This window comes from Leptospira vanthielii serovar Holland str. Waz Holland = ATCC 700522 (assembly GCF_000332455.1).
Classification (GTDB): Bacteria; Spirochaetota; Leptospiria; order Leptospirales; family Leptospiraceae; genus Leptospira_A; species Leptospira_A vanthielii.
This window is the reverse complement of the sequence record NZ_AOGY02000042.1, coordinates 21043-39826: the sequence shown is the minus strand read 5'-3', so window position 1 is coordinate 39826 and position 18784 is coordinate 21043. Positions and strand designations below refer to the sequence as shown.

16 protein-coding genes and 1 tRNA gene are annotated in these 18784 nt (G+C 40.4%); 9 read left to right on the top strand and 8 right to left on the bottom strand.

The genetic code is table 11. The features are described from left to right. Positions 1-2 precede the first annotated feature (2 nt). The 4 genes from smpB to LEP1GSC199_RS09225 are packed head-to-tail and all read left to right on the top strand — an operon-like array spanning position 3 to position 3077. Positions 3-491, top strand: coding sequence for an SsrA-binding protein SmpB (gene smpB, locus LEP1GSC199_RS09240; RefSeq protein ID WP_002981625.1), 489 nt, complete (start codon positions 3-5; stop codon positions 489-491). Next, complete coding sequence (gene der / locus LEP1GSC199_RS09235; protein ID WP_002981196.1) at positions 488-1840, top strand: ribosome biogenesis GTPase Der; 1353 nt, start codon at positions 488-490, stop codon at positions 1838-1840. The genes smpB and der overlap by 4 nt, the downstream gene beginning before the upstream one ends. Further along, positions 1837-2445, top strand: a complete 609-nt coding sequence (gene plsY / locus LEP1GSC199_RS09230) for a glycerol-3-phosphate 1-O-acyltransferase PlsY (RefSeq protein ID WP_002981552.1) — start codon at positions 1837-1839, stop codon at positions 2443-2445. Before der ends, plsY begins: the two co-directional genes overlap by 4 nt. Before the next feature lie 2 nt (positions 2446-2447). Next, on the top strand, positions 2448-3077 hold the full coding sequence (locus LEP1GSC199_RS09225; protein WP_002981306.1) for a hypothetical protein: 630 nt from the start codon (positions 2448-2450) through the stop codon (positions 3075-3077). On the opposite strand, the gene LEP1GSC199_RS09220 is transcribed toward LEP1GSC199_RS09225, so the two are convergent. Next, positions 3041-4969 carry a motility associated factor glycosyltransferase family protein gene (locus LEP1GSC199_RS09220; protein WP_002981588.1) on the bottom strand — a complete coding sequence of 643 codons (1929 nt, stop codon included), beginning with the start codon at positions 4967-4969 and terminating at the stop codon, positions 3041-3043. The genes LEP1GSC199_RS09225 and LEP1GSC199_RS09220 overlap by 37 nt on opposite strands. A gap of 78 nt (positions 4970-5047) precedes the next feature. On the opposite strand from LEP1GSC199_RS09220, the gene LEP1GSC199_RS09215 reads away from it, so the two are divergent. Beyond that, positions 5048-7831 carry a chromosome segregation SMC family protein gene (locus LEP1GSC199_RS09215; protein WP_002981325.1) on the top strand — a complete coding sequence of 928 codons (2784 nt, stop codon included), beginning with the start codon at positions 5048-5050 and terminating at the stop codon, positions 7829-7831. A 100-nt stretch (positions 7832-7931) separates the two neighbouring features. Here the strand turns inward: LEP1GSC199_RS09215 and LEP1GSC199_RS09210 are convergent, their stop codons facing one another. The 3 genes from LEP1GSC199_RS09210 to glnA form a co-directional block, all read right to left on the bottom strand. After that, the gene (locus tag LEP1GSC199_RS09210) at positions 7932-8222 is read right to left on the bottom strand and encodes a Cys-rich protein (RefSeq protein ID WP_002981260.1); all 291 of its coding nucleotides are present in this window, start codon (positions 8220-8222) and stop codon (positions 7932-7934) included. A 19-nt stretch (positions 8223-8241) separates the two neighbouring features. Continuing rightward, positions 8242-8318: transfer RNA gene (locus LEP1GSC199_RS09205), tRNA-Met, on the bottom strand. A 113-nt stretch (positions 8319-8431) separates the two neighbouring features. Next, positions 8432-9892, bottom strand: a complete 1461-nt coding sequence (gene glnA, locus LEP1GSC199_RS09200; protein ID WP_002981546.1) for a type I glutamate--ammonia ligase — start codon at positions 9890-9892, stop codon at positions 8432-8434. Between the two features lie 361 nt (positions 9893-10253). Between glnA and LEP1GSC199_RS09195 the strand changes: the two genes are divergently transcribed. Then, positions 10254-11993: a PP2C family protein-serine/threonine phosphatase gene (locus LEP1GSC199_RS09195; RefSeq protein ID WP_002981356.1), complete on the top strand. Its 1740-nt coding sequence runs from the start codon at positions 10254-10256 to the stop codon at positions 11991-11993. Here LEP1GSC199_RS09195 and LEP1GSC199_RS09190 read toward each other — a convergent pair. Genes LEP1GSC199_RS09190 through LEP1GSC199_RS09180 form a run of 3 tightly spaced genes read right to left on the bottom strand, consistent with a single transcriptional unit; the run spans position 11990 to position 14312 of the window. Next, the gene (locus LEP1GSC199_RS09190; protein WP_002981481.1) at positions 11990-12721 is read right to left on the bottom strand and encodes a hypothetical protein; all 732 of its coding nucleotides are present in this window, start codon (positions 12719-12721) and stop codon (positions 11990-11992) included. The two genes, LEP1GSC199_RS09195 and LEP1GSC199_RS09190, sit on opposite strands and share 4 nt — an antisense overlap. 47 nt (positions 12722-12768) lie before the next feature. Next, a complete protein-coding gene (locus LEP1GSC199_RS09185) occupies positions 12769-13452 on the bottom strand; it encodes a response regulator transcription factor (protein WP_002981349.1) in 684 nt (227 codons plus the stop codon). Then, entirely contained in the window at positions 13449-14312 is an 864-nt protein-coding gene (locus tag LEP1GSC199_RS09180; RefSeq protein ID WP_002981489.1) for a sensor histidine kinase, read from the bottom strand. Before LEP1GSC199_RS09180 ends, LEP1GSC199_RS09185 begins: the two co-directional genes overlap by 4 nt. Before the next feature lie 128 nt (positions 14313-14440). Here LEP1GSC199_RS09180 and LEP1GSC199_RS09175 point away from each other — a divergent pair, with 128 nt between their 5' ends. The 3 genes from LEP1GSC199_RS09175 to LEP1GSC199_RS09165 all read left to right on the top strand — a co-directional run bounded on the left by LEP1GSC199_RS09175 (position 14441) and on the right by LEP1GSC199_RS09165 (position 17856). Further along, positions 14441-15505: a class I fructose-bisphosphate aldolase gene (locus LEP1GSC199_RS09175; protein WP_002981248.1), complete on the top strand. Its 1065-nt coding sequence runs from the start codon at positions 14441-14443 to the stop codon at positions 15503-15505. 5 nt (positions 15506-15510) lie between these two features. Further along, a complete protein-coding gene (locus LEP1GSC199_RS09170) occupies positions 15511-17235 on the top strand; it encodes a 4-alpha-glucanotransferase (protein WP_002981590.1) in 1725 nt (574 codons plus the stop codon). Positions 17236-17316: 81 nt separating this feature from the next. Then, positions 17317-17856: an Mpo1 family 2-hydroxy fatty acid dioxygenase gene (locus tag LEP1GSC199_RS09165; protein WP_002981337.1), complete on the top strand. Its 540-nt coding sequence runs from the start codon at positions 17317-17319 to the stop codon at positions 17854-17856. A 138-nt stretch (positions 17857-17994) separates the two neighbouring features. On the opposite strand, the gene LEP1GSC199_RS09160 is transcribed toward LEP1GSC199_RS09165, so the two are convergent. Beyond that, positions 17995-18768, bottom strand: coding sequence for a helix-turn-helix transcriptional regulator (locus LEP1GSC199_RS09160; protein WP_002981609.1), 774 nt, complete (start codon positions 18766-18768; stop codon positions 17995-17997). Between the last annotated feature and the right edge of the window lie 16 nt (positions 18769-18784).

Sequence of the window (18784 nt, the reverse complement as noted above, 5' to 3'; positions counted from 1 at the left end):
CTATGGGCAAAACCAAAAAAGACGACAAACCACGCGGAACCGATCCTTTAATCAATAAAAAGGCAAAGTTCAATTTCGAGCTATTAGATTCGTTCGAGGCTGGTGTTGTACTCACAGGTTCTGAGGTGAAAGCCCTTAGAGAAAAAAAAGGAAACCTAACGGATTGTTTTGCCAAAGTGCGAAACGGAGAAGTTTTTTTAGAAAACTTTCAAATCCCTCCTTACAAAGATGGAGGTTATGCGAACCATCCAGAAATTCGTCCCAGGAAACTACTCCTTAAGGCAAAAGAAATTCAAAAAATAGATAGATCCATCAAAGAGAAGGGGCTTGTACTCATTGCCACTCGCTGTTTCTTTAAAAACAATCGTTTGGTGAAGATAGACGTCGCTCTCGCCAAACCAAAAAAACTTTACGACAAACGTGACGACATTCAAAAAAAGGAAGCCAAAATCGATATGGAAAGAGCCATGAAGGAACACCTACGCAAATGAAAGGACTTCCAGTGGTTACAATCGTTGGCCGTCAAAACGTGGGTAAGTCCACACTATTCAACGCCATCCTCCGAGCACAAAGCGCTATTACAGAAAATACTGCCGGTGTGACAAGAGACGTATTACAAAAGACAGTCGAAAGGGCAGAATTTAAAATTCCTTTCACATTGTCTGACACACCCGGTTTAGATATCGAAAATATCGATGAAATCTCAGGTGAGATCATAGAGATTGCCTTTGAACATTTACGAAATTCGGATTTAATCCTACATGTGATCGATCACAAAGACCTACGTAAGTATGATTACAAACTCATCGAACTTTTGAAAAAAGATGAAGTTCTGAAAGATAAAATGGTTCTGACTCTTATCAATAAAGTAGATACAGAACAAGATGAATATGACTTGGAGCCATTTTACAAACTTGGGTTAAATGAACTCTTGCCGATATCGGCATTGGGGCGTCGAAACTTCGATCTACTTTACCAAAAGATTAATTTTTTCCTTCCCGACAAAATCAAAATGCCGGAAGACCCCTATTGCAAAATTGCCATTATCGGAAAACCTAACTCTGGTAAGTCCTCACTTCTCAATACCTTCCTTGGTTACAAGAGGGCAGTGGTAAGTGATGTGCCAGGAACCACAAGGGATTCGGTATCTGATCAGTTCTATTTTCAAAACCATAAATTAGAAATTATAGACACAGCCGGGATTCGAAGAAAATCCAAAACCGGCGAAAGTTTAGAATTTTATTCTTATAAACGTACCCTCCATAGTTTGGGAGAAGCCGATGTTGTGGTATTACTTATCGATGCCATGAAGGGGCTCGGGGAATTTGATAAAAAGATCTTTGGGGAAATTCAAGAACTGGGAAAACCCATGATTGTAGCTGTCAACAAGTGGGACCTGGTTCCCGAAAAAGAATCCAATTCTTGGAAACATTTCAAAGACCGTATGGAGGCGAAACTTTCGATTTTGAAGGAACGACCACTTCTTTCCCTCTCGGCCAAAGAGAAACTCCGAACCCACAAACTCCTAGAATCGGTCGTGGCCCTCTATGAAAAGTCCCAGAAAAAGCTCACGACCCGTGCCTTAAATGACTGGTTAAGCAAGTGGGGGGGCAAAAATAAGGTGCAGAAGGCATCGAACCGACCTCCGAAGGTGTATTACGCCACGCAAGTCTCCCAGATTCCTTTTAAAATTTTATTCTTTGTTAATGATACGAAACTCTTTCCGTCAAATATATTGAGTTTTTACCGAAAGAGTATAGTGACCGAGTTTGGGTTAGATGGCCTCGCTGTTGAGATCGAACTTCGGAACAGAAACGAGGGTAAGGAGAGCAAGGAATGATACTTGCCATGGTCTTATTTAGCTACCTTTTGGGTGGCATTCCGGTCGGGTTTCTTCTGGCCAAACAAGTGCGAGGGATTGACATCCGTGAACACGGCAGCCGAAACATAGGTGCGACCAATGTCGGCCGGGTCATCGGTTGGAAGTATGGAATCATCGCTCTCTTTTTGGATGCACTGAAAGGTGCCATCCCAGTGATCCTTGCCTCTTATATTGAATCGCCTTATTCTCTCACCACGACAGAAATCCTACTTGGTTCTGTTGCCATCCTTGGACATACATTCACTCCTTTTCTCCATTTCAAAGGCGGAAAAGGTGTAGCCACGGCTCTCGGAGTTTACCTGACTCTTGTTCCCATAGTCACGGTTTGTGCCGTTGTGATCTTTTTTATCGTGTATAAAATTTCGGGATTTGTCTCTCTTGGGTCCATCCTTGCGACTTTGTCCATGCCCTTATGGTATTTTGGAACAACAAAGTTCATTCCCGACTCTGAATACCAACCAATCATCTTTTTTGTGTTAGTTGCTACTTTTTTTCTCATTTCCTATTCTCATAGAGAGAACATCAAACGTTTGGTGTTGGGTAAAGAACTACGAGCAACTTAGGAATGCAAACTGAAAGAGAATCCTCACTCACTCAAAAAGAAAAACTTTTTCTCCTTACCAAATTTGTAGAGGACCATCCGGAAGCGGAGATCCAGGACTTCTACAAATGGTTGTATTATGGTGAATTCGGAATGGAGGAGTCCTCTCTCATTATGACGGGAAGACAATCCATTCCAGAATTACATGTGGTTCTTAGCGAAATTAAAAAAGAAGAAACTGAAAATACTGAGTCGGAACTAATTTGGGAACCTATGGGACTTGCCGCACGTTTTGTGAAAGTTTATGTAACGAAATATTTCCATATGGATTGTCCGGTGAAACGCCTCGTCAATTTACTGGAAAGATCTCCCGCCTTTCGTGGGGCTAGGATGAGTTTCAAATTGGATTGGAATCTTCTGAAAGAAACCGCTTTGGAATTACGACCCGAACTCACTCGTCGCGATTTTATCAATTTTGAAGAAAGGATTAATTTCCACCAACTGCCAGCAATGCCGTATACTGATGGTTATGCGGAAAAAAATCCCTTTGCCTACCGAGTGGTATCTCAAAAGTTATTTTTTGATTATTTTCCTGAGTTTGAAGACAATTCCGTCTTTCATCCTTTTTCTGGAAACGAATCCATCATAGGATAAAGACTTCGTTTTAGGTAACGGATTTCTTTTTTAATCGATTGAATCAAAAGTTGGTTTTTTCTCTCCGACTCCAAATCTTTATGACGCAAAATATAAATTTCTGTTTTACGCACCATTCTTCGTAAATACGACTCTTCTCTCATCCAGATCCAAATATCGGAATTTTGAAACGACTCTTTTGGTGTTTCTCTTTCAAATCGCCCGAGTCCCTGTTCCATAAATTCGAGATCCTTTTGGATTCGCCTAAATAGTGATTCGGAACCTTGGTGATGTAAGTAGTGGGGTGGTTTGCCTTTTGGATTTTGTTTGGATTCGTTTTTGGAATTTTTTTCCGACAAGGAAAAAATGGGGGTAGAAGAATCTGCTTTGGCATTGTCTGGATTCCAGATGGGATGATTTCTCCACGGGTAGTTGTGGTGGGGTGTTTTCTCCAAAATCTTTTTTGCATTGTCTGGACTCAAAGATTCGATTCCCGCTATCAAAGCTCCATCCTCATTTACATTAAAGAGCTTCATCTCACTCACAGTGCTCGCTGATTCCTCAAACCAGTGACGATACAAATCCAAAACATAATCGGTCAGAACAGAGCCTTCTCCATCGGTCCTGGGAACAAACCTGGTTTCTCTTTTGCGAATGATCACTTCATTGATTCTTTCTAAACTGTTTTTTCGGTTTAGAAGGGTCAGCCATTTTTCATTGTGATGGGTTCCCGTCGAATGGATCTCCCGTCCAGAGTAGGCCAAATCTTGTCCGAGAAAAAAAACAGAGGAAAATCCCATAAACCGTAACATATCAAAGGCAGTAGTGGCAACAGATCCCCCCGATTGGATATCGCCCACTTCCGTAAACACCTGTTCGGCGAGTTCCCCACCGGCAGTGACTTCTCGGACAAGCGATCCTTCCGCATCGACTTGGTATTTCGCAGTGACCGAATGAACTACCGATCGAAACAGAGGTTCTCGTAAAAGTGTGGGGGAGCTTACCAAATCGGCAAATAGGGGAATTTGGTGGAGAGTCTCACCCATAAAATGAAAAAAAGAATTGGTTTGTGCGTCCAGTGTGACTACTCCATCCGCCAAAATTCCTGCTTTGATTAGGACTTTGAGTGAGGTATCGCAAGACAAAACAAATACTTTGTCCCGAACGGATTGTAACCAAGGAAGGTTTTTTCGTAAACTAGGACCAGCTGACACGAGTATGGCGGTAAGTCCTTGAAACTTGTCTTTTAAAGAAGAGATGGGATAACGAGTAGGAGACTCTTTTCCTACATGGACCAAATTCCAAATGGAGTTTTTGATCCACAACCTCTCAAATTCAAACTTAGTGAGTAGATCACTCATTTTGGCTGAAAAAACAGTTTGGGTTTTTTCTTCTAACTCACGGTAGACGGGATTGCGATTTGTGTCTGTGGGATTACGAATAATTTTTAATCCACTCACTCGTTCAATGGGCAAAGAATCTAAGTAGTTAAAAAACAAAGGGAAAAACAGTTCACCTGAGAACAGGTGGCGACCTGGGACCGTCATCACTTGTTTTAAGACTTTATCCCAGATAACGGGAATTAGTGTTTCATCGTCTCCGATAAGGATGAGAATTTGACCTGGGGCCAATGTTTCGCTAATCTTTTGGATGAGGTGAGGATTTCCAAGCCCAAACAAAATCACAATGTCCGTTGCCCTTAAGGAATAAGTATCTAAAAGACGAATGGCTTGTGTGAGTGGAGAGAAGGAAGAAGAGAGAGGTTCCCCATTTAATGAGACATAATATTCCCCCGTCTTCTTGGCAGAGCCCAGTTCCCAAAGATTTCCGGATGGGAAGTTTCTGAAATAATTTTGTAAGTACGGCTTCCTTTCAAAAATTTCACTGGAAATGGGATCGATAATTTGGGACATAATACTATCTAAGGTTTTTTCTTATGTCTCCCAAGTTGTGTCAACCGGGAAACAGGGAAATCGAACGGCGAAACATATATGCATTTAAAGAGCCTGAGTATTGTTGGATTCAAAACATTTGCGGATGAAACAGAGATCAATTTTGATCCTGGGTTTACTGCTGTCGTCGGACCGAATGGTTCGGGAAAATCAAATATCGTGGATTCCGTAAAATGGGTCTTTGGAGAAAAAAGTGCCAAGGGACTTCGCGGAGAGAAGATGGATGATGTCATCTTCCACGGAACAGAGAGTAGGCGAGCGGCAGGTTTCGCTGAAGTTTCGATCCTTTTTGATAATGATGACCGGTTTTTCAATATTGATTATCCATCCGTCAAAATCACTCGCCGTTTGTATCCAGACGGGGAAAACGAATACTATCTGAATGATATCAAAACCATAAGAAAGGATATAGAAAAAACACTTCTCGATACAGGAATTGGTAAGTCTAGTTATAGCATTTTAGAACAAGGTCGGGTCGACCAAATCCTCAATTCCAAACCAGAAGAAAGAAGGGCTATTTTTGAAGAAGCCGCTGGGGTTTCTCGCTTCAAACTCGATCGCAAAGAAGCCACAAAGAAGTTGGATGATACCAACCAGAACTTACTTCGCATCCAAGACATTATGAACTCCATGGTCAAAGACCTGGAAGTCAAAGAAAAACAATCTGAAAAAGCAGAACAATACTTCAAACTCAAATCAGATTTAGATGAGTCTGACAAAAACTTACGGTTTCTAAAACTACGTGATTTTAAACGTCGAATGAAAAAGTCAGACGAAGATCTGCTTGAGATCCGCGAAAAAAACAAATCGATCTTATCTCTGATCCAAAACGAAACCAATTTGATTTCAGAAAAAGAAACCACCAAAGAGGCAAAGGAAAGGGAAATCGCCGAAATCGATAAGAAGTTGTTCGATCATTTATCCAAAAGCCAAATCCAGAAAGAAAAAATTTCGAAAAACAAAACCTTCATTATGGAGTATGAACTTCGTATTGGAGAAATCCTTTCGGCTTTAGAATCAGAAAACCAAGCAACGATCAAACTGGAAGTGGAAAAACGTGCCATTGAGCTTGAAAACGAACGTCAAAGAGAAATCCAAACCACTCTCCAAGAAGAGATCCAAAATTTGGAATCAAGACGTGTTTCTTTGGAACTTTCTATTAAAGAAGAAGAAAAGTCCATTGAAGAAAAAGAAGGTCGGATCAAAGAAAATGAAAAACGCCATATCACCCTCAGAGACAAACAAAAGACAGTAATACTAGAGCTTATCCAAGAGTTAGAAAATAAAAAAAGAGAATCGAGCGAAGGAGAGGCGATTCGGAATGCCGATAAAGTCGCTCTTCTTTCCGATTTAGAAAGGTTTACCAACAAATTAAAATCTGCTATTACAAATTTAGAGTCCTCTAAGGTTCCGAATGGTATTGCAGATCTTCGCGAAATCCAACTCGATCGTTATAAGGAAAACCTCACAGCGTTTTTGAAACGGGAAGATGATTTTAGAAACTTACTTTTTGATAAAGATGGAATCCTTTCTAAAAAAGAATCTATAGACCAAGCGATTGAAGATTTGATTTTAGAAAACGAAAACCTAACCAGGGGTATTCGAGACAATCAAAGTAATATCATCTTACACCGAAGTCATTGGGAAGAAACAAGAACTCATATTGTGGAACTCGAGAAAAAACTTCTGGAATCCAATTCTCGATTAGAAAACCAACAAAAAGAAATTGCAGTCCTTGATGAAAGAATTGGAGAAATCCAAAAACGGATTTTAGGTGCAAAAGAACAAGAGTCTGTCATTCGAGAAAAAAAAGAAGGTTTAGAAAAGGAAGTCGAAGTTTTAGAAAAAGAAATTGCGGAATCCTATCAAGAATTTTTATCCATGAGCCGCATTTTGGAATCGGAAAAAGAAACCTTACAATCGCTTGTGGAAGAAATTTCTGGAATTAAGTCTAATATTTCCAAAAACCAAGAAGTGTTTCAAAACCTTCTTCCTCTTCTTTCTGAAAAAGAAAGAACAAGTTCCGCACTCAAAGTCCAAATTGATTCTCTTGTAGAAGAGTTATACAATGATTATTCTCTTACCGACTCAGAATTGGAAACAGAACGAGGGGGATTGGAACTGGACCAAAAGGCAGAGGAAAGAAGACTTCGGTCGGCAAAGTCCGAAATCCAACTTTTAGGTTCCATCAATCCACTTGCGATTGAAGAGTATCGTAATATCAAAGAAATCTATGAACACAATCTCAAACAAAAGTTAGATATCGAAAGTTCAAAAAAAGATATCGAAGAAGTATTAAAACGAATCAATGAACAGTCTGAAAAACTTTTCCAAGAAACGTTTGAAAAGATCAAACAGAACTTCCAAGAAACTTTTTCTACATTATTTAATGGGGGGAGGGCAACACTAGAGCTGACAGAAAAAGACGACTCACTCAATTCCGGTGTGGAAATTATGGCGGAACCTCCAGGCAAACATGTTCAGAATTTGCGCCTGTTATCTGGTGGGGAAAAGTCACTCACAGCAATTGCACTACTTTTTGCAATCTATATGGTCAAACCAAGCCCGTTCTGCTTTTTGGATGAAATTGATGCGGCACTAGATGAAGCTAACAAACTTAGGTTCTGCCAAATTTTGGATCGGTTCAAAGACAAAACACAGTTCATTGTAGTGTCCCATGCTCAGTCTACGATTTCCAGAGCGAATGCCATTTTTGGGGTCACCAATGAAGAACCAGGGATATCGAAAATCCTCTCGCTTCGATTGGACGAAGCCAAATCTCTCTCCAAACAAATCACACAAAAAACAGGAACCGACAACTAGTAACTAGTCGGTCGGTTCCTTTCGTTTTCTGTACAACCAAAGGGTAAGATCTGTATCACAGCCTTACCCTTTTTTAGTTATTAGAACTAAACTTGTTTTGTTATTTGTTGCCTTGCATTTCTTTCATAATGCAAGACGAGAATGCTTTGCAAGAATCGCCACTTGAGAGGCAACCTGCAATTTTATCGTAGTATTTGGGACGGTTACAATTGAATTCACAGCCACGTCGGAGAGTGTTTTTTTGCTCTTCGGAAGCATTTGGGTTCACTTGCACAGTACAGCTATAAAACTTATCGCAAGCCTCTTTACACTTAGGAAAATCGGCTGCTTGGATGGATCCAGTAAATAATACCAGAGCCATAATTGAAAACAAACGGTTTGTTTTTTTCATACCTTGTCCTCTCGATCTTTGGTAGCGAAGACGGGAGTCGAACCCGTGACCTCAGGGTTATGAATCCTGTGCTCTAACCATCTGAGCTACCTCGCCCTATAACCTTAGATCGTTTGGTAGAACTAAATCTTTAGTTCTTTTGTCATTTTTTGAAGAGTTTAAGAATGGTAAACAAAAAAAAGCCCCGACGGTTGCCGGGGCCTTTTCTCTTAACAAGAGTAAGTAGTGAGGAATTCGTATGGGTGAGGGCGACCTTCCCATGGCCAAATTTCTGTCTCAAACTTGTAGTGTTGGTATGTTTGTAGAAAGTTTTCTGTAAACACATCACCTTGTTTGAAAATTTCTCTTTGAGCGAGCATTTCTTCCATAGCTTCACGAAGTGTGTGAGGCATTTGACGAATTCCTTTTTCGCGGATTTCATCTAAAGAAAGTTCGAAAAGATCTTCTTCACGTGCAGGACCTGGATCAATTTTTTCTGTTACTCCAGCCATTCCTGCCATTAGTAAGGAAGCAAACGCCAAATATGGGTTAGCTGTTGAGTCAGGGAATCTGAACTCCACACGTTTTGCTTTTTCACCACTAACAAATGGTATACGGCAAGAAGCCGAACGGTTCTGAGCAGAGTATGCTAGGATAGAAGGAGCTTCGAATCCTGGAATGAGTCGTTTGTAAGAGTTAGTGGATGCATTTGTAAAGGCAGCACAAGCTCTTGCATATTTCAAAACTCCGCCAACATAGTTGAATGCGAAGTCAGAAAGACCTTGGTATTTGTCTCCAGCGAAAAGGTTTTTTCCACCTTTCCAAAGAGAGATATGAACGTGCATACCGTTACCGTTATCACCAAAAAGTGGTTTTGGCATAAATGTAGCAGTTTTTCCGTGTTTATGAGCTACCATCTTAACGATGTATTTTAGCTTTTGTACGTTGTCTGCAGCTTCAATCAAAGTTCCAAACTTAACACCGATTTCCCCTTGTGCTTGCGCTACCTCATGGTGCACAACGAATGTTTCCATTCCGATGGCTTCTAGAGTTTTTACAAATTCTGCCCGAAGGTCAACTTGGGAGTCAATCGGAGCTACTGGGAAGTATCCACCTTTAGTTCCTGGACGGTGTCCGGAGTTGAAGTTGATTTTTCCTGTATTGTTTGTTCCTGGAATTTCAGAGTGAGTGTTCCAGATACCTTCATTGGAATCTAATTCATAGTATTGACAGTTGATTTCATCACGAACACGTAGGCTGTCAAAAACAAAGAATTCATTTTCTGGACCAAAATAGGCAGTGTCTGCAATTCCCGATTTGTTCATGAACGCTAATGCTTTTTTCGCAATGGAACGTGGGCATTTTTCATAGTATTGTTTTTTGTAGATATCCCATACGTCGCAAAACATAACGAGTGTTTTGTCAGCAGTAAACGGATCTAAAAAAGCCGTAGAAATTTCTGGATGTAATTGCATGTCGGAAGCATTGATTGGCTGCCAACGAGCAATGGAAGATCCATCAAAAGGGATCCCTTTAAATGTTTCTTCATCAACGGAATTCACATAATAGGAAACGTGGTGCCACATTCCTTTGATATCCGTGAAGCGGAAGTCGTAGAAAATGACTCCATTTTTTTTGGCATACTCAACCACTTCCTTTCCGGAAGTAAATTTTGGGGTTGCGAACTGCATTTGATTCTCCTTCTTTCAGAGGTCGGTCTGATTGTTGTAATCTGGTTTCTAATAAGATGCAAGATTTATACCAAGGCATTTCGACCTAAATATAAGGGTTTCGTGGAGTTTCTAAGCAAAGTGAGTTTAAAATCACGCCTAAAAACTATGCGAATTGCATGTTATTAAATCCTTATGCTTAAATATGATGCAAAACTGCTCCATTTAAGCCTCCGCCATTTCGAAATACTATCTATATCAGGGGTAATTTGGTCAACGGAATCGACTATTTTTCGATGAGAATTCGGAAAATTTTCAATAGCGGAATTGATTATGTTTTTTTTGTGGCAGTGACCGAAGATTCTGAGAGGTTAGAATCTAGATGAGTTCTCGACAAGCCGATTATGGTCGTTACCAACATTTAGAGAGCTTTATCCACCTTTCCAAAGATGTTATTTGGTGTTACGAGTTGGACATTCCCATGCCGATCTCACTTTCTCTGGAGGAACAGATAGAATTTATCTGGTGCCATAGCATTGTTCGGGAAGGTAATTTAGCCATGGCCCGGTTCTACGGATACCAGACTGTCCAGGAAGTTATTGGTAAGTATCTGAAAGATCTCCTTACCCTAAAGAGTGTTTTTTTACTCCGAAAATTCATTGAAAACACCTACCAATTAGAAAATTACGAATACTTCGTAGAATTATCTGACGGGCACCAGCGAATCTATCTCATGAATTCCCACGGGCAAGTGGATGATGGGTTTCTCGTTCGTATTTGGGGACAACAAATCGAAATTTCCTCCATTCGGGAATCTGAATTCAAACTTTCTGGCCTATTGCAATTTTCCCAAATTGTCACTGAAGTTTCTAAAACCTTTGTCCATACCAAAGCAGAATTAGTTTCCGATGCCATCCAGTTTGCCTTGGAGGAACTGGGAAAATACTCAAGGGCTGACCGAGTTTTTGCAGCGGAAATTTCATCGGACAAACAATTTCTTTCTGTGACTCACGAATGGGTGTTAGATGGTGTGCCATTTTTATTCCAAGTAGGAACTAAACTTCCGATTGCAAAAATGAATCCGGAACGATTGGGAATGCTTGCTTCTGATGGAGTCATTCATATTGCAGATACTACCTTAATGGTAGATGAACCTTGGCATTTGGATCTTTTTAAACGAGCAGAAGTTCGTTCCATTTTAGTGGTGGGATTACGGGACGAGGGGAATGTGATTGGGATTCTTGGAATTACCACCTTTGAACGAATTGGCAATTGGTCGGAAGAAACCAAAAGGTTGTTAGGTTTGATAGCCGGTTTTATTTCGCAGGGGTTAGTGCGTGCGAAAAATGAAATCAAATTAATGAAAAAAGAAAAAATCTTACAAAGGTTTTATTCTGATGTCAAAGAAGATTTGGCACTCGCAAAACTCACCCAAGAAGCTTGGGTGGCCAAAGATTTTGGAGAAATTCCGAATGTAAAAATCCAATCGCGATTTTTGCCTTATGATGAAATAGGGGGAGATCTCATCCTCTATGAAAAACCAACGGAAAATTGTATTGATATATTCTTTGGCGATATTTCGGGGCATGGGATTTCGTCGGCTCTTGTTTCTGGAATTGCTGCTGTTTCCTTTAAAAAATATTCTAAATTGGAATCCTCCCCTGCAGATATTTTAGCAGCCATGCATACGGAACTAAAAACCATTATCTTCAAACACCATATCTCTGCCTGTGTGTTACGAATTTTTCCCATGGAGAGGCGAGTGGAGTTTAGTTTTGCAGGTCACCCTCCCGTTGTGTTTTGGAAGGGCGACGAAAGAGTGATGAAACTTGTGAAAGATGAAATGTATCCGATTCTGCTTCTTGATACATGGTTAGGTCGCACCATTTCCAAAACCTTTGAACCTGGTGACCGTTTGTTATTGTATTCTGATGGAATTTATGAATTAGAAGAAGAGGGTGGTGGATATATTGGCCTTGATATCTTTTTGCAGGAACTCACCGAGATGATTTCTGCTTCAGAAAATACAGATACTTTAATCCAAAAAATGATCGCAAACTGTCTCGTCGATAAAGATCGAATCATTCATGATGATATTGCGGTTCTGTTTATGGAGTTTTAATTTTCTCTATCGGCAAGATCTAGTACCTTAACATCGGCCTCTGGATACTTAGCTAAATACTCCGATACAATTTTCTTTTTCCCATCGAGTCTTTCTAAATGGTTTTCAATGATATGACCAAAGTCTAATTTGCCGGTAACAATTTCATACCGTTCCGTTTCAATGGTTCCTAAATCCAAATCCACAGGCACTTCATTCGCTTTGTCGGCATAATCTTTTGCCTTTTCCCAATAAGGAAGGGCTTCTTTGTAGAAGGCTTCTGCCACACCGAAACTTTCTTTTAGTTCGTGGGCAAAATCTAAATTATAAAAATAGACATGGCGTTTGTCAAATTTGGAAGCAAGTCTCATGTAAGAGCGCATGATTTGAATGTTGATATGCATAAACATCAAATTACGATATTTGTAGTATTCTTGTTCAGTTTTTGTCTCACATAATGAGTGTTTGGGGTGACGGAATCGTTTTCCCAGAGAGATTTTTAGCCAGTAGATATTTTTTCTGATTTCATTATCGTTGTAATGTTGTTTGAGGTTGTACAATTCGTAAAAGTCTTCTAAATATTTGGGTTCCCATTTGTGAAGTTTGTAAGGCACCCAATCAGAAAACTTGGTATAGGGTCCGTTTTTTTGATATTCGTAGTTGTAATCGATATCAGTTTCCCAGGCACCGAGGGAATTTGAGAACAAGGATAACGCAAATACGAGGGAGATTAAAAATCCTTGTTTCATTACTCAAAGTATCGGCGAAAGTTTCCGATTCCCCAACCCAAGGATCCTTATTTTAGTGGGAAGACCTCGGCTACCCATTGGTAGCCTACACCCCGGACATTGCGGATGGATTCTTCTCCGAGAGCATCCCGAAGTCGGACTATGGCATTGTCGATGGTCCTTTCTGTAGGGAAACTTTCTTCTCCCACAAGGTAGTCTAGGATTTCCGAACGGCTAAAGACTTTCCTTGTATCAGAAAGTAGGAGTGCAAGTAAGGCACAATCTCGTTTCGAAAGTAGAACCGAACTATCATCTTCTTTTTTCACAAGAAAGGAATCGAGATGGATTTCTTTTCCATCCATCTTCCATTTTTGTCCAAAATGGGGGCGAGTTTGTGCCACCACCCGTTCCAAACGGATGAGAAATTCTTTGAGGTGGAAAGGTTTTGGAATGAATTCGGCGGCTCCCAGTTCAAACCCACGAAGTCTTTCTTGGGCACCGGCTTGGGCGGTGAGAAATAGAAAGGGAATGTCCTTTTCTTTGGAAACAAAGAGTTCGGCTAGTTGGAATCCATTTCCATCGGGGAGTCGTAAGTCGAGGACCACCAAATCAAATTGGCCGGGAGAAAAAAGGGTTTCTGCCTCCGCTACTGTTTTGGCCCACTGGACTCGGTAGCGGTCCTGCTCCAGTCTTTCTTTTAAAGTTTCACCGAGACCCTCGTCATCTTCGACAAGTAAGATTCTTGGTTTCATAGAACCTCTTTTAAGTTCAGTTTTACATGAAATCCGTACGAACTGTCCGGGAATTCCAAGGAACCTTGCATTTTTTCGATTAATTTTTTGACAATATACAAACCAATTCCACTCCCGCTGGTTTTAGAATGCCGCAAGAAAGGTAGTGTAAGATTTTTTTTGTTCCCAACAAATCCAGTTCCGTCATCCTCCAAAAGAAAAGAAATCTGTTTATTTTCTTTGGTGATTGTGAGTTTTATAGTTTTTGCTTTTCCATGGCGTTTTGCATTTTCGCTTAAGTTTTTAAGCATAGCAAAAAAAGCCTTTTTATCAATATAAACCATTGTTTCTTTAGGAACAGATACTTTCCAAATCAAATCAGGTTCATGATGGGAATAGGATTCACATAAATCAGAAATGGGTAATTGTTCCATATACAAGGATTCTCCTTGCATGAGGCTTGCGAGATAAAATGCATTTCCCATTTGGGATTCAATGCGTTGGTTTTCTTTCCAAATCTTTTCTAACTTTCTTTTGAGCTCGGGCTCTTTTGTATCTTCGAGGAGAACTTCGATTTGCAGCTGTAAGCTGGCGATCGGAGTTTTCATTTCATGGGTAACTGTGGAAAAAAAGTCAGAGATGAGTTTGGAACGTTTGTGGTCTCTGTAAGATAAAACAGCAAGAGTCACTCCACCGAGGGTCAACATGGAAAGGAAAAAAGATCCTTCCAATTGAAGCATACGATTGACTCGGTCTAGTTCCACTTGGCGCGCAGCACTGATTGAAATTTCCGATATGGTTTTTGCCTGACGGAAACCCAAAATCCACCACCACACTCCCAAAGACAGTGTGAGGAAAAGCCAAGCCAGGGAAAAAAACATTCGAAATTGTGCGGATCCTCTCAAATTTGCCTCTCAATTCAAGTTAAGGCCCGACAGATAGACGACGAGCAAAAAAAGATGTTGTCACATTGGAAGAACCCGAGAATTTATTTTTTAGGAGAACAACTTTGAACTTCGACGAAATCTCGAAACATCTTGGAAACGATGCGGAATCCCTTCTTGGATTCAAATCGCCAAAAATCGCTAAAGAACTAATCCACGTACCTGGCTCTGACTGGGTAGATAGAATTTTTGCTCCCACAGACAGGTCTGTACCTGTTCTTCGTAGCATCCAAACCCTTCTCGGAAGTGGCCGCCTTGGTGGAACTGGTTATGTTTCCATTCTTCCGGTGGACCAAGGAATTGAACACTCCGCTGGTGCCTCATTTGCAAAAAACCCCATTTACTTTGATGGCGAAAACATCATTAAATTGGCAATCGAAGGTGGTTGTAACGGTGTTGCTACAACTCTCGGTGTTCTTGGATCGGTTGCAAGAAAGTATGCTCACAAAATTCCTTTCATTTTGAAAATCAACCACAATGAACTTCTCACCTACCCAAACAAAAGTGAACAAATTTTGTTTGCAACGGTAAAACAAGCCTATGACCAAGGTTGTGTTGCCGTGGGTGCGACCATTTATTTTGGTTCCGCTGATTCCGGTCGTGAGATTGTAGAGATTTCCAAAATCTTTCAAATGGCACATGAACTCGGAATGGCAACGATTCTTTGGTGTTATGTCAGAAACAATGCGTTCAAAAAAGACAAAGACTACCATGTTTCAGCTGACTTAACAGGACAAGCAAACCACTTAGGTGTCACCATTCAAGCGGACATCATCAAACAAAAGTTACCTGAGAACAACGGTGGATACAATGTGTTAAACCAAGAATCTTCTTATGGTAAAACAGATAAACGTATCTATTCCGACCTCACTTCTGACCACCCGATTGATCTCACTCGTTACCAAGTAGCCAATTGTTATATGGGAAGGGCGGGACTTATCAATTCCGGTGGAGCTTCTGGAGAAAATGATTTACAGGACGCTTTAAAAACAGCCGTGATCAACAAACGTGCTGGCGGAATGGGACTCATCTCTGGTAGAAAGGCTTTCCAAAAACCGATGAAGGAAGGTGTCGCTCTACTCAACGCCATTCAAGACGTATACCTATCGAAAGAAATCACAGTCGCATAAAAGACTTGGGATCTTTTCGAAAGGTAAAAAGGAGAAGGGCAGGGGTACTCGTATCTCTGCCCTCTATTGTTTCTGAACATTCTTTCGAATGTGGAGACATTTATAGTCTATATCCTCTTTGCGATTGGGCAAAGGATGTAGGTTTTAGCATCATTCAATTATTACCCTTAAATGATACAGGATTCGGGTACTCTCCTTATAGTGCCATCTCTGCCTTTGCCATCGATCCACTTTATATATCCTTACATAAATTAAATCTAAATCGTAAATCTCGCAAACGTGAGATAAAGTTTTTAGAAAACCATCCCCTTCGCATTCGGAATTTGAAATTAGAGATCCTCCGTAAATTTTATACGGAAAACCAAAAAGAAGCCACAAAGGCTGCTACATACTTTTTGGAAGAACACCCATGGTGTTATTCTTATGCTGCCTTTCGACTGCTGTATGAAGAGTTCGAGGGGAAGGGTTGGTGGGAATGGCCTAAAGAATACCAGGATCCAAACGGGGCTAAAGAATATATTTTTTCCAATCGAAGAGAAGAAGCTCTCTTTTGGGTATATTTGCAAAAGATCGCCTATGATCAGTTATCTGAAGTAAAAGTCCACTTTGAAGATATGGGTGTGTATTTGAAGGGAGATATGCCTATCCTTACTTCTAGAAATTCTTGTGATGTATGGGAACATCCTGAGTTTTTTATTATGGACCTGCAAGCAGGGGCACCACCCGATGATTTTTCTAAAACCGGTCAAACTTGGGGATTCCCTGTTTTGAATTGGGAAGTTTTGGAAAAAACAAACTATTCTTGGTGGAAGGATCGTTTGTCTTATTTAGAACACTTTTTTCATCTCTACCGCATTGATCATGTGATTGGAATGTATCGAATTTGGTCCATCCCTAAGGATGATACAACGGCTCTCCATGGTTGGTTTCATCCTCAATTTGGAATCGCAAAAGAGGAATTTATTAAAGAAGGGTTAGATCCCAAACAATTTGAATCTTTAGGTCTCATTCACGAATTTATCCCCGATCATTATATCTTCTATTGGGATTTTTGGAAAGAAAGTTCCTACCAGGATTTGGAGGAAGAGACAAAGGCAAAACTATTTCCTTTATCAGAGCTTCATATCCAAGAAGAAGAAAAACATTGGAAGGAAGCTGGGGAAAAAATTTTGGAGATCTTTGAATCCTTCTCCTCAATGATTCCTTGTGCGGAAGATTTGGGTTCTGTTCCTGGTTTTATCCGCGATTCTTTGTTTGAACGACAAATGATTGGAATCGATGTAGTTCGTTGGACTAGATCCTTTACTACGGGTGAGTTCATTCCAGAAGAATTGTATAGAGAAAACGCTATTTCTGTATTATCGACACATGACACGAGTTTGGTGATGGATTGGTGGAAAAACGAAGGAGATCTGGAATCCAAACTTCAATTTTTCTTTGACCGCTTAGGAAAACCAAGACCCGAATCCGAGGAAGAGACACTTGTTGGGCTTCTCGAATTTGTATTCCAAACGAGTAGCCTTTTTTCCATCCAACTTTTCCAAGATTTGGCCCTTGGTGTTCCTGATGTTTTGAAAAATCCCGAAAAACATCGAATCAACCTACCTGGAACAGCAGACCACTCCAATTGGACCTACCGGTTCCCCATTCTCATCGAAGATTTTATTTCTGATTTTCAGCGTAACTTTACCCTTCGAAAGCTCACCATCGAGTCCGAAAGAAATTCTTAATTTTTTAGCTCTATGACAGGTTCGTTCAAGTCAGACAACTCAGTTTCTGGTAGTATGGATCTTTACACCCGGAGGTCTCCTTTGAGATTTGCAAAAGAAATGGCGTTTTATTCTGCTTACCACCAGGAAAAACGTAATGTATTGATTCATGTGCTTGGTGTTCCGACAATCACCTTCACTTTGTTTGTTGTCCTTAGCCGTTTTAGTCTTTTTGAATACAATGGCTTTCATGTGTCTGCATCCCTTGTATTTACTTTAGCGGTGCTTGGTTACTATTATACTTTGGATGTTTTATTTGCCTTTGTAGCGACTCTCGTTTTTGGGGGACTATTTGTCACCTCAGAGTGGATTACCGCACAACTACCGGCAACCACAGCTTGGACCATTTTTGGCCTTGGCCAAGTGATCGGATGGGGAGCACAGTTCTATGGACATTTTATTTTCGAAAAAAGTAGACCGGCTCTCTTTGACAATTTATTCCAAGCTTTAGTATCCGCACCGTTATTTGTGGTAGCAGATGTTTTCTTTGAGTTGGGATATCGATTGGACTTAAAAGCGGCAGTGGATAACGAACTCAAAGCTAAAGGGGTTTGGAAAGACTTCTCCCATAAAGCTGCCTAATTAATTTTGTAAGGATTGTCAAATCGTATGGATTTAATTTCCTCAGATAACTAGTTTTACGATCCTTCTGACTATTTTTATATGATCAAACAGAGGCCACTTCCTATAGTTGGTTTGGCTTCTGTTTGAACCTAGATATCAATCCTCACAAAAACATACCTTACTGAGGGACTGACCTCCTAAAAATAGGGATGGTTTCACTCCAAACATCTTTTTAAAAGTTCGAGAGAGATGTGCCTGGTCGCTAAAACCGGCAGCATGAGAAGCAGTTGTGAGGTTTTCGCCACCTTGCAATAGTTTTGCGGCAATATGAAGGCGTTGCCATAACAAATATTGCCTGAGAGGAATTCCCATATTATCTTTAAACAAATGCATAAACCGATCCGTAGAGATCCCTGAAATTTCTGAAAGTTCAAGCAAAGTCACTGGGTTTGGAATTTTTTCTTTGATTCTTTGGACTGCCATCTCAATTCGGTTATCGTATTTTTTGGAAATAGTTTCTGAACCAAGGAGAGAAAGAATTTGGTTGTAGAGGGACCTTGCAGAATCACAGGTCATTGGTTCACCAAATAATGGATTGGCGATCTTTTGGATTTTCGATCTGGTTTCTTCATCTATTGTTTTAGGAGACTGGTCCATTTGAATTCGTTTGTATTCCTCAGATTTGGGATCCAGTTGGATGATGACCATTTCTGAATTGGCTCCATCCAATCTGTGGTAATAATTTGGGGGGATGATGATACCTTCTGATTCGATTACCGTATTGGATTTGGTGTATAAATGAAAGGAACCACGCAGAGACACTAAGATAGAAACTGCATAGTGAGAGTGCGGTTCGGTGACTATCCCATCCGTTCCTAGGAGAATTCGCTCTCCAAAATAAAAAAGACTTCCTTTTCTTTTAGAATCCATAAATTAGAAAAATTCT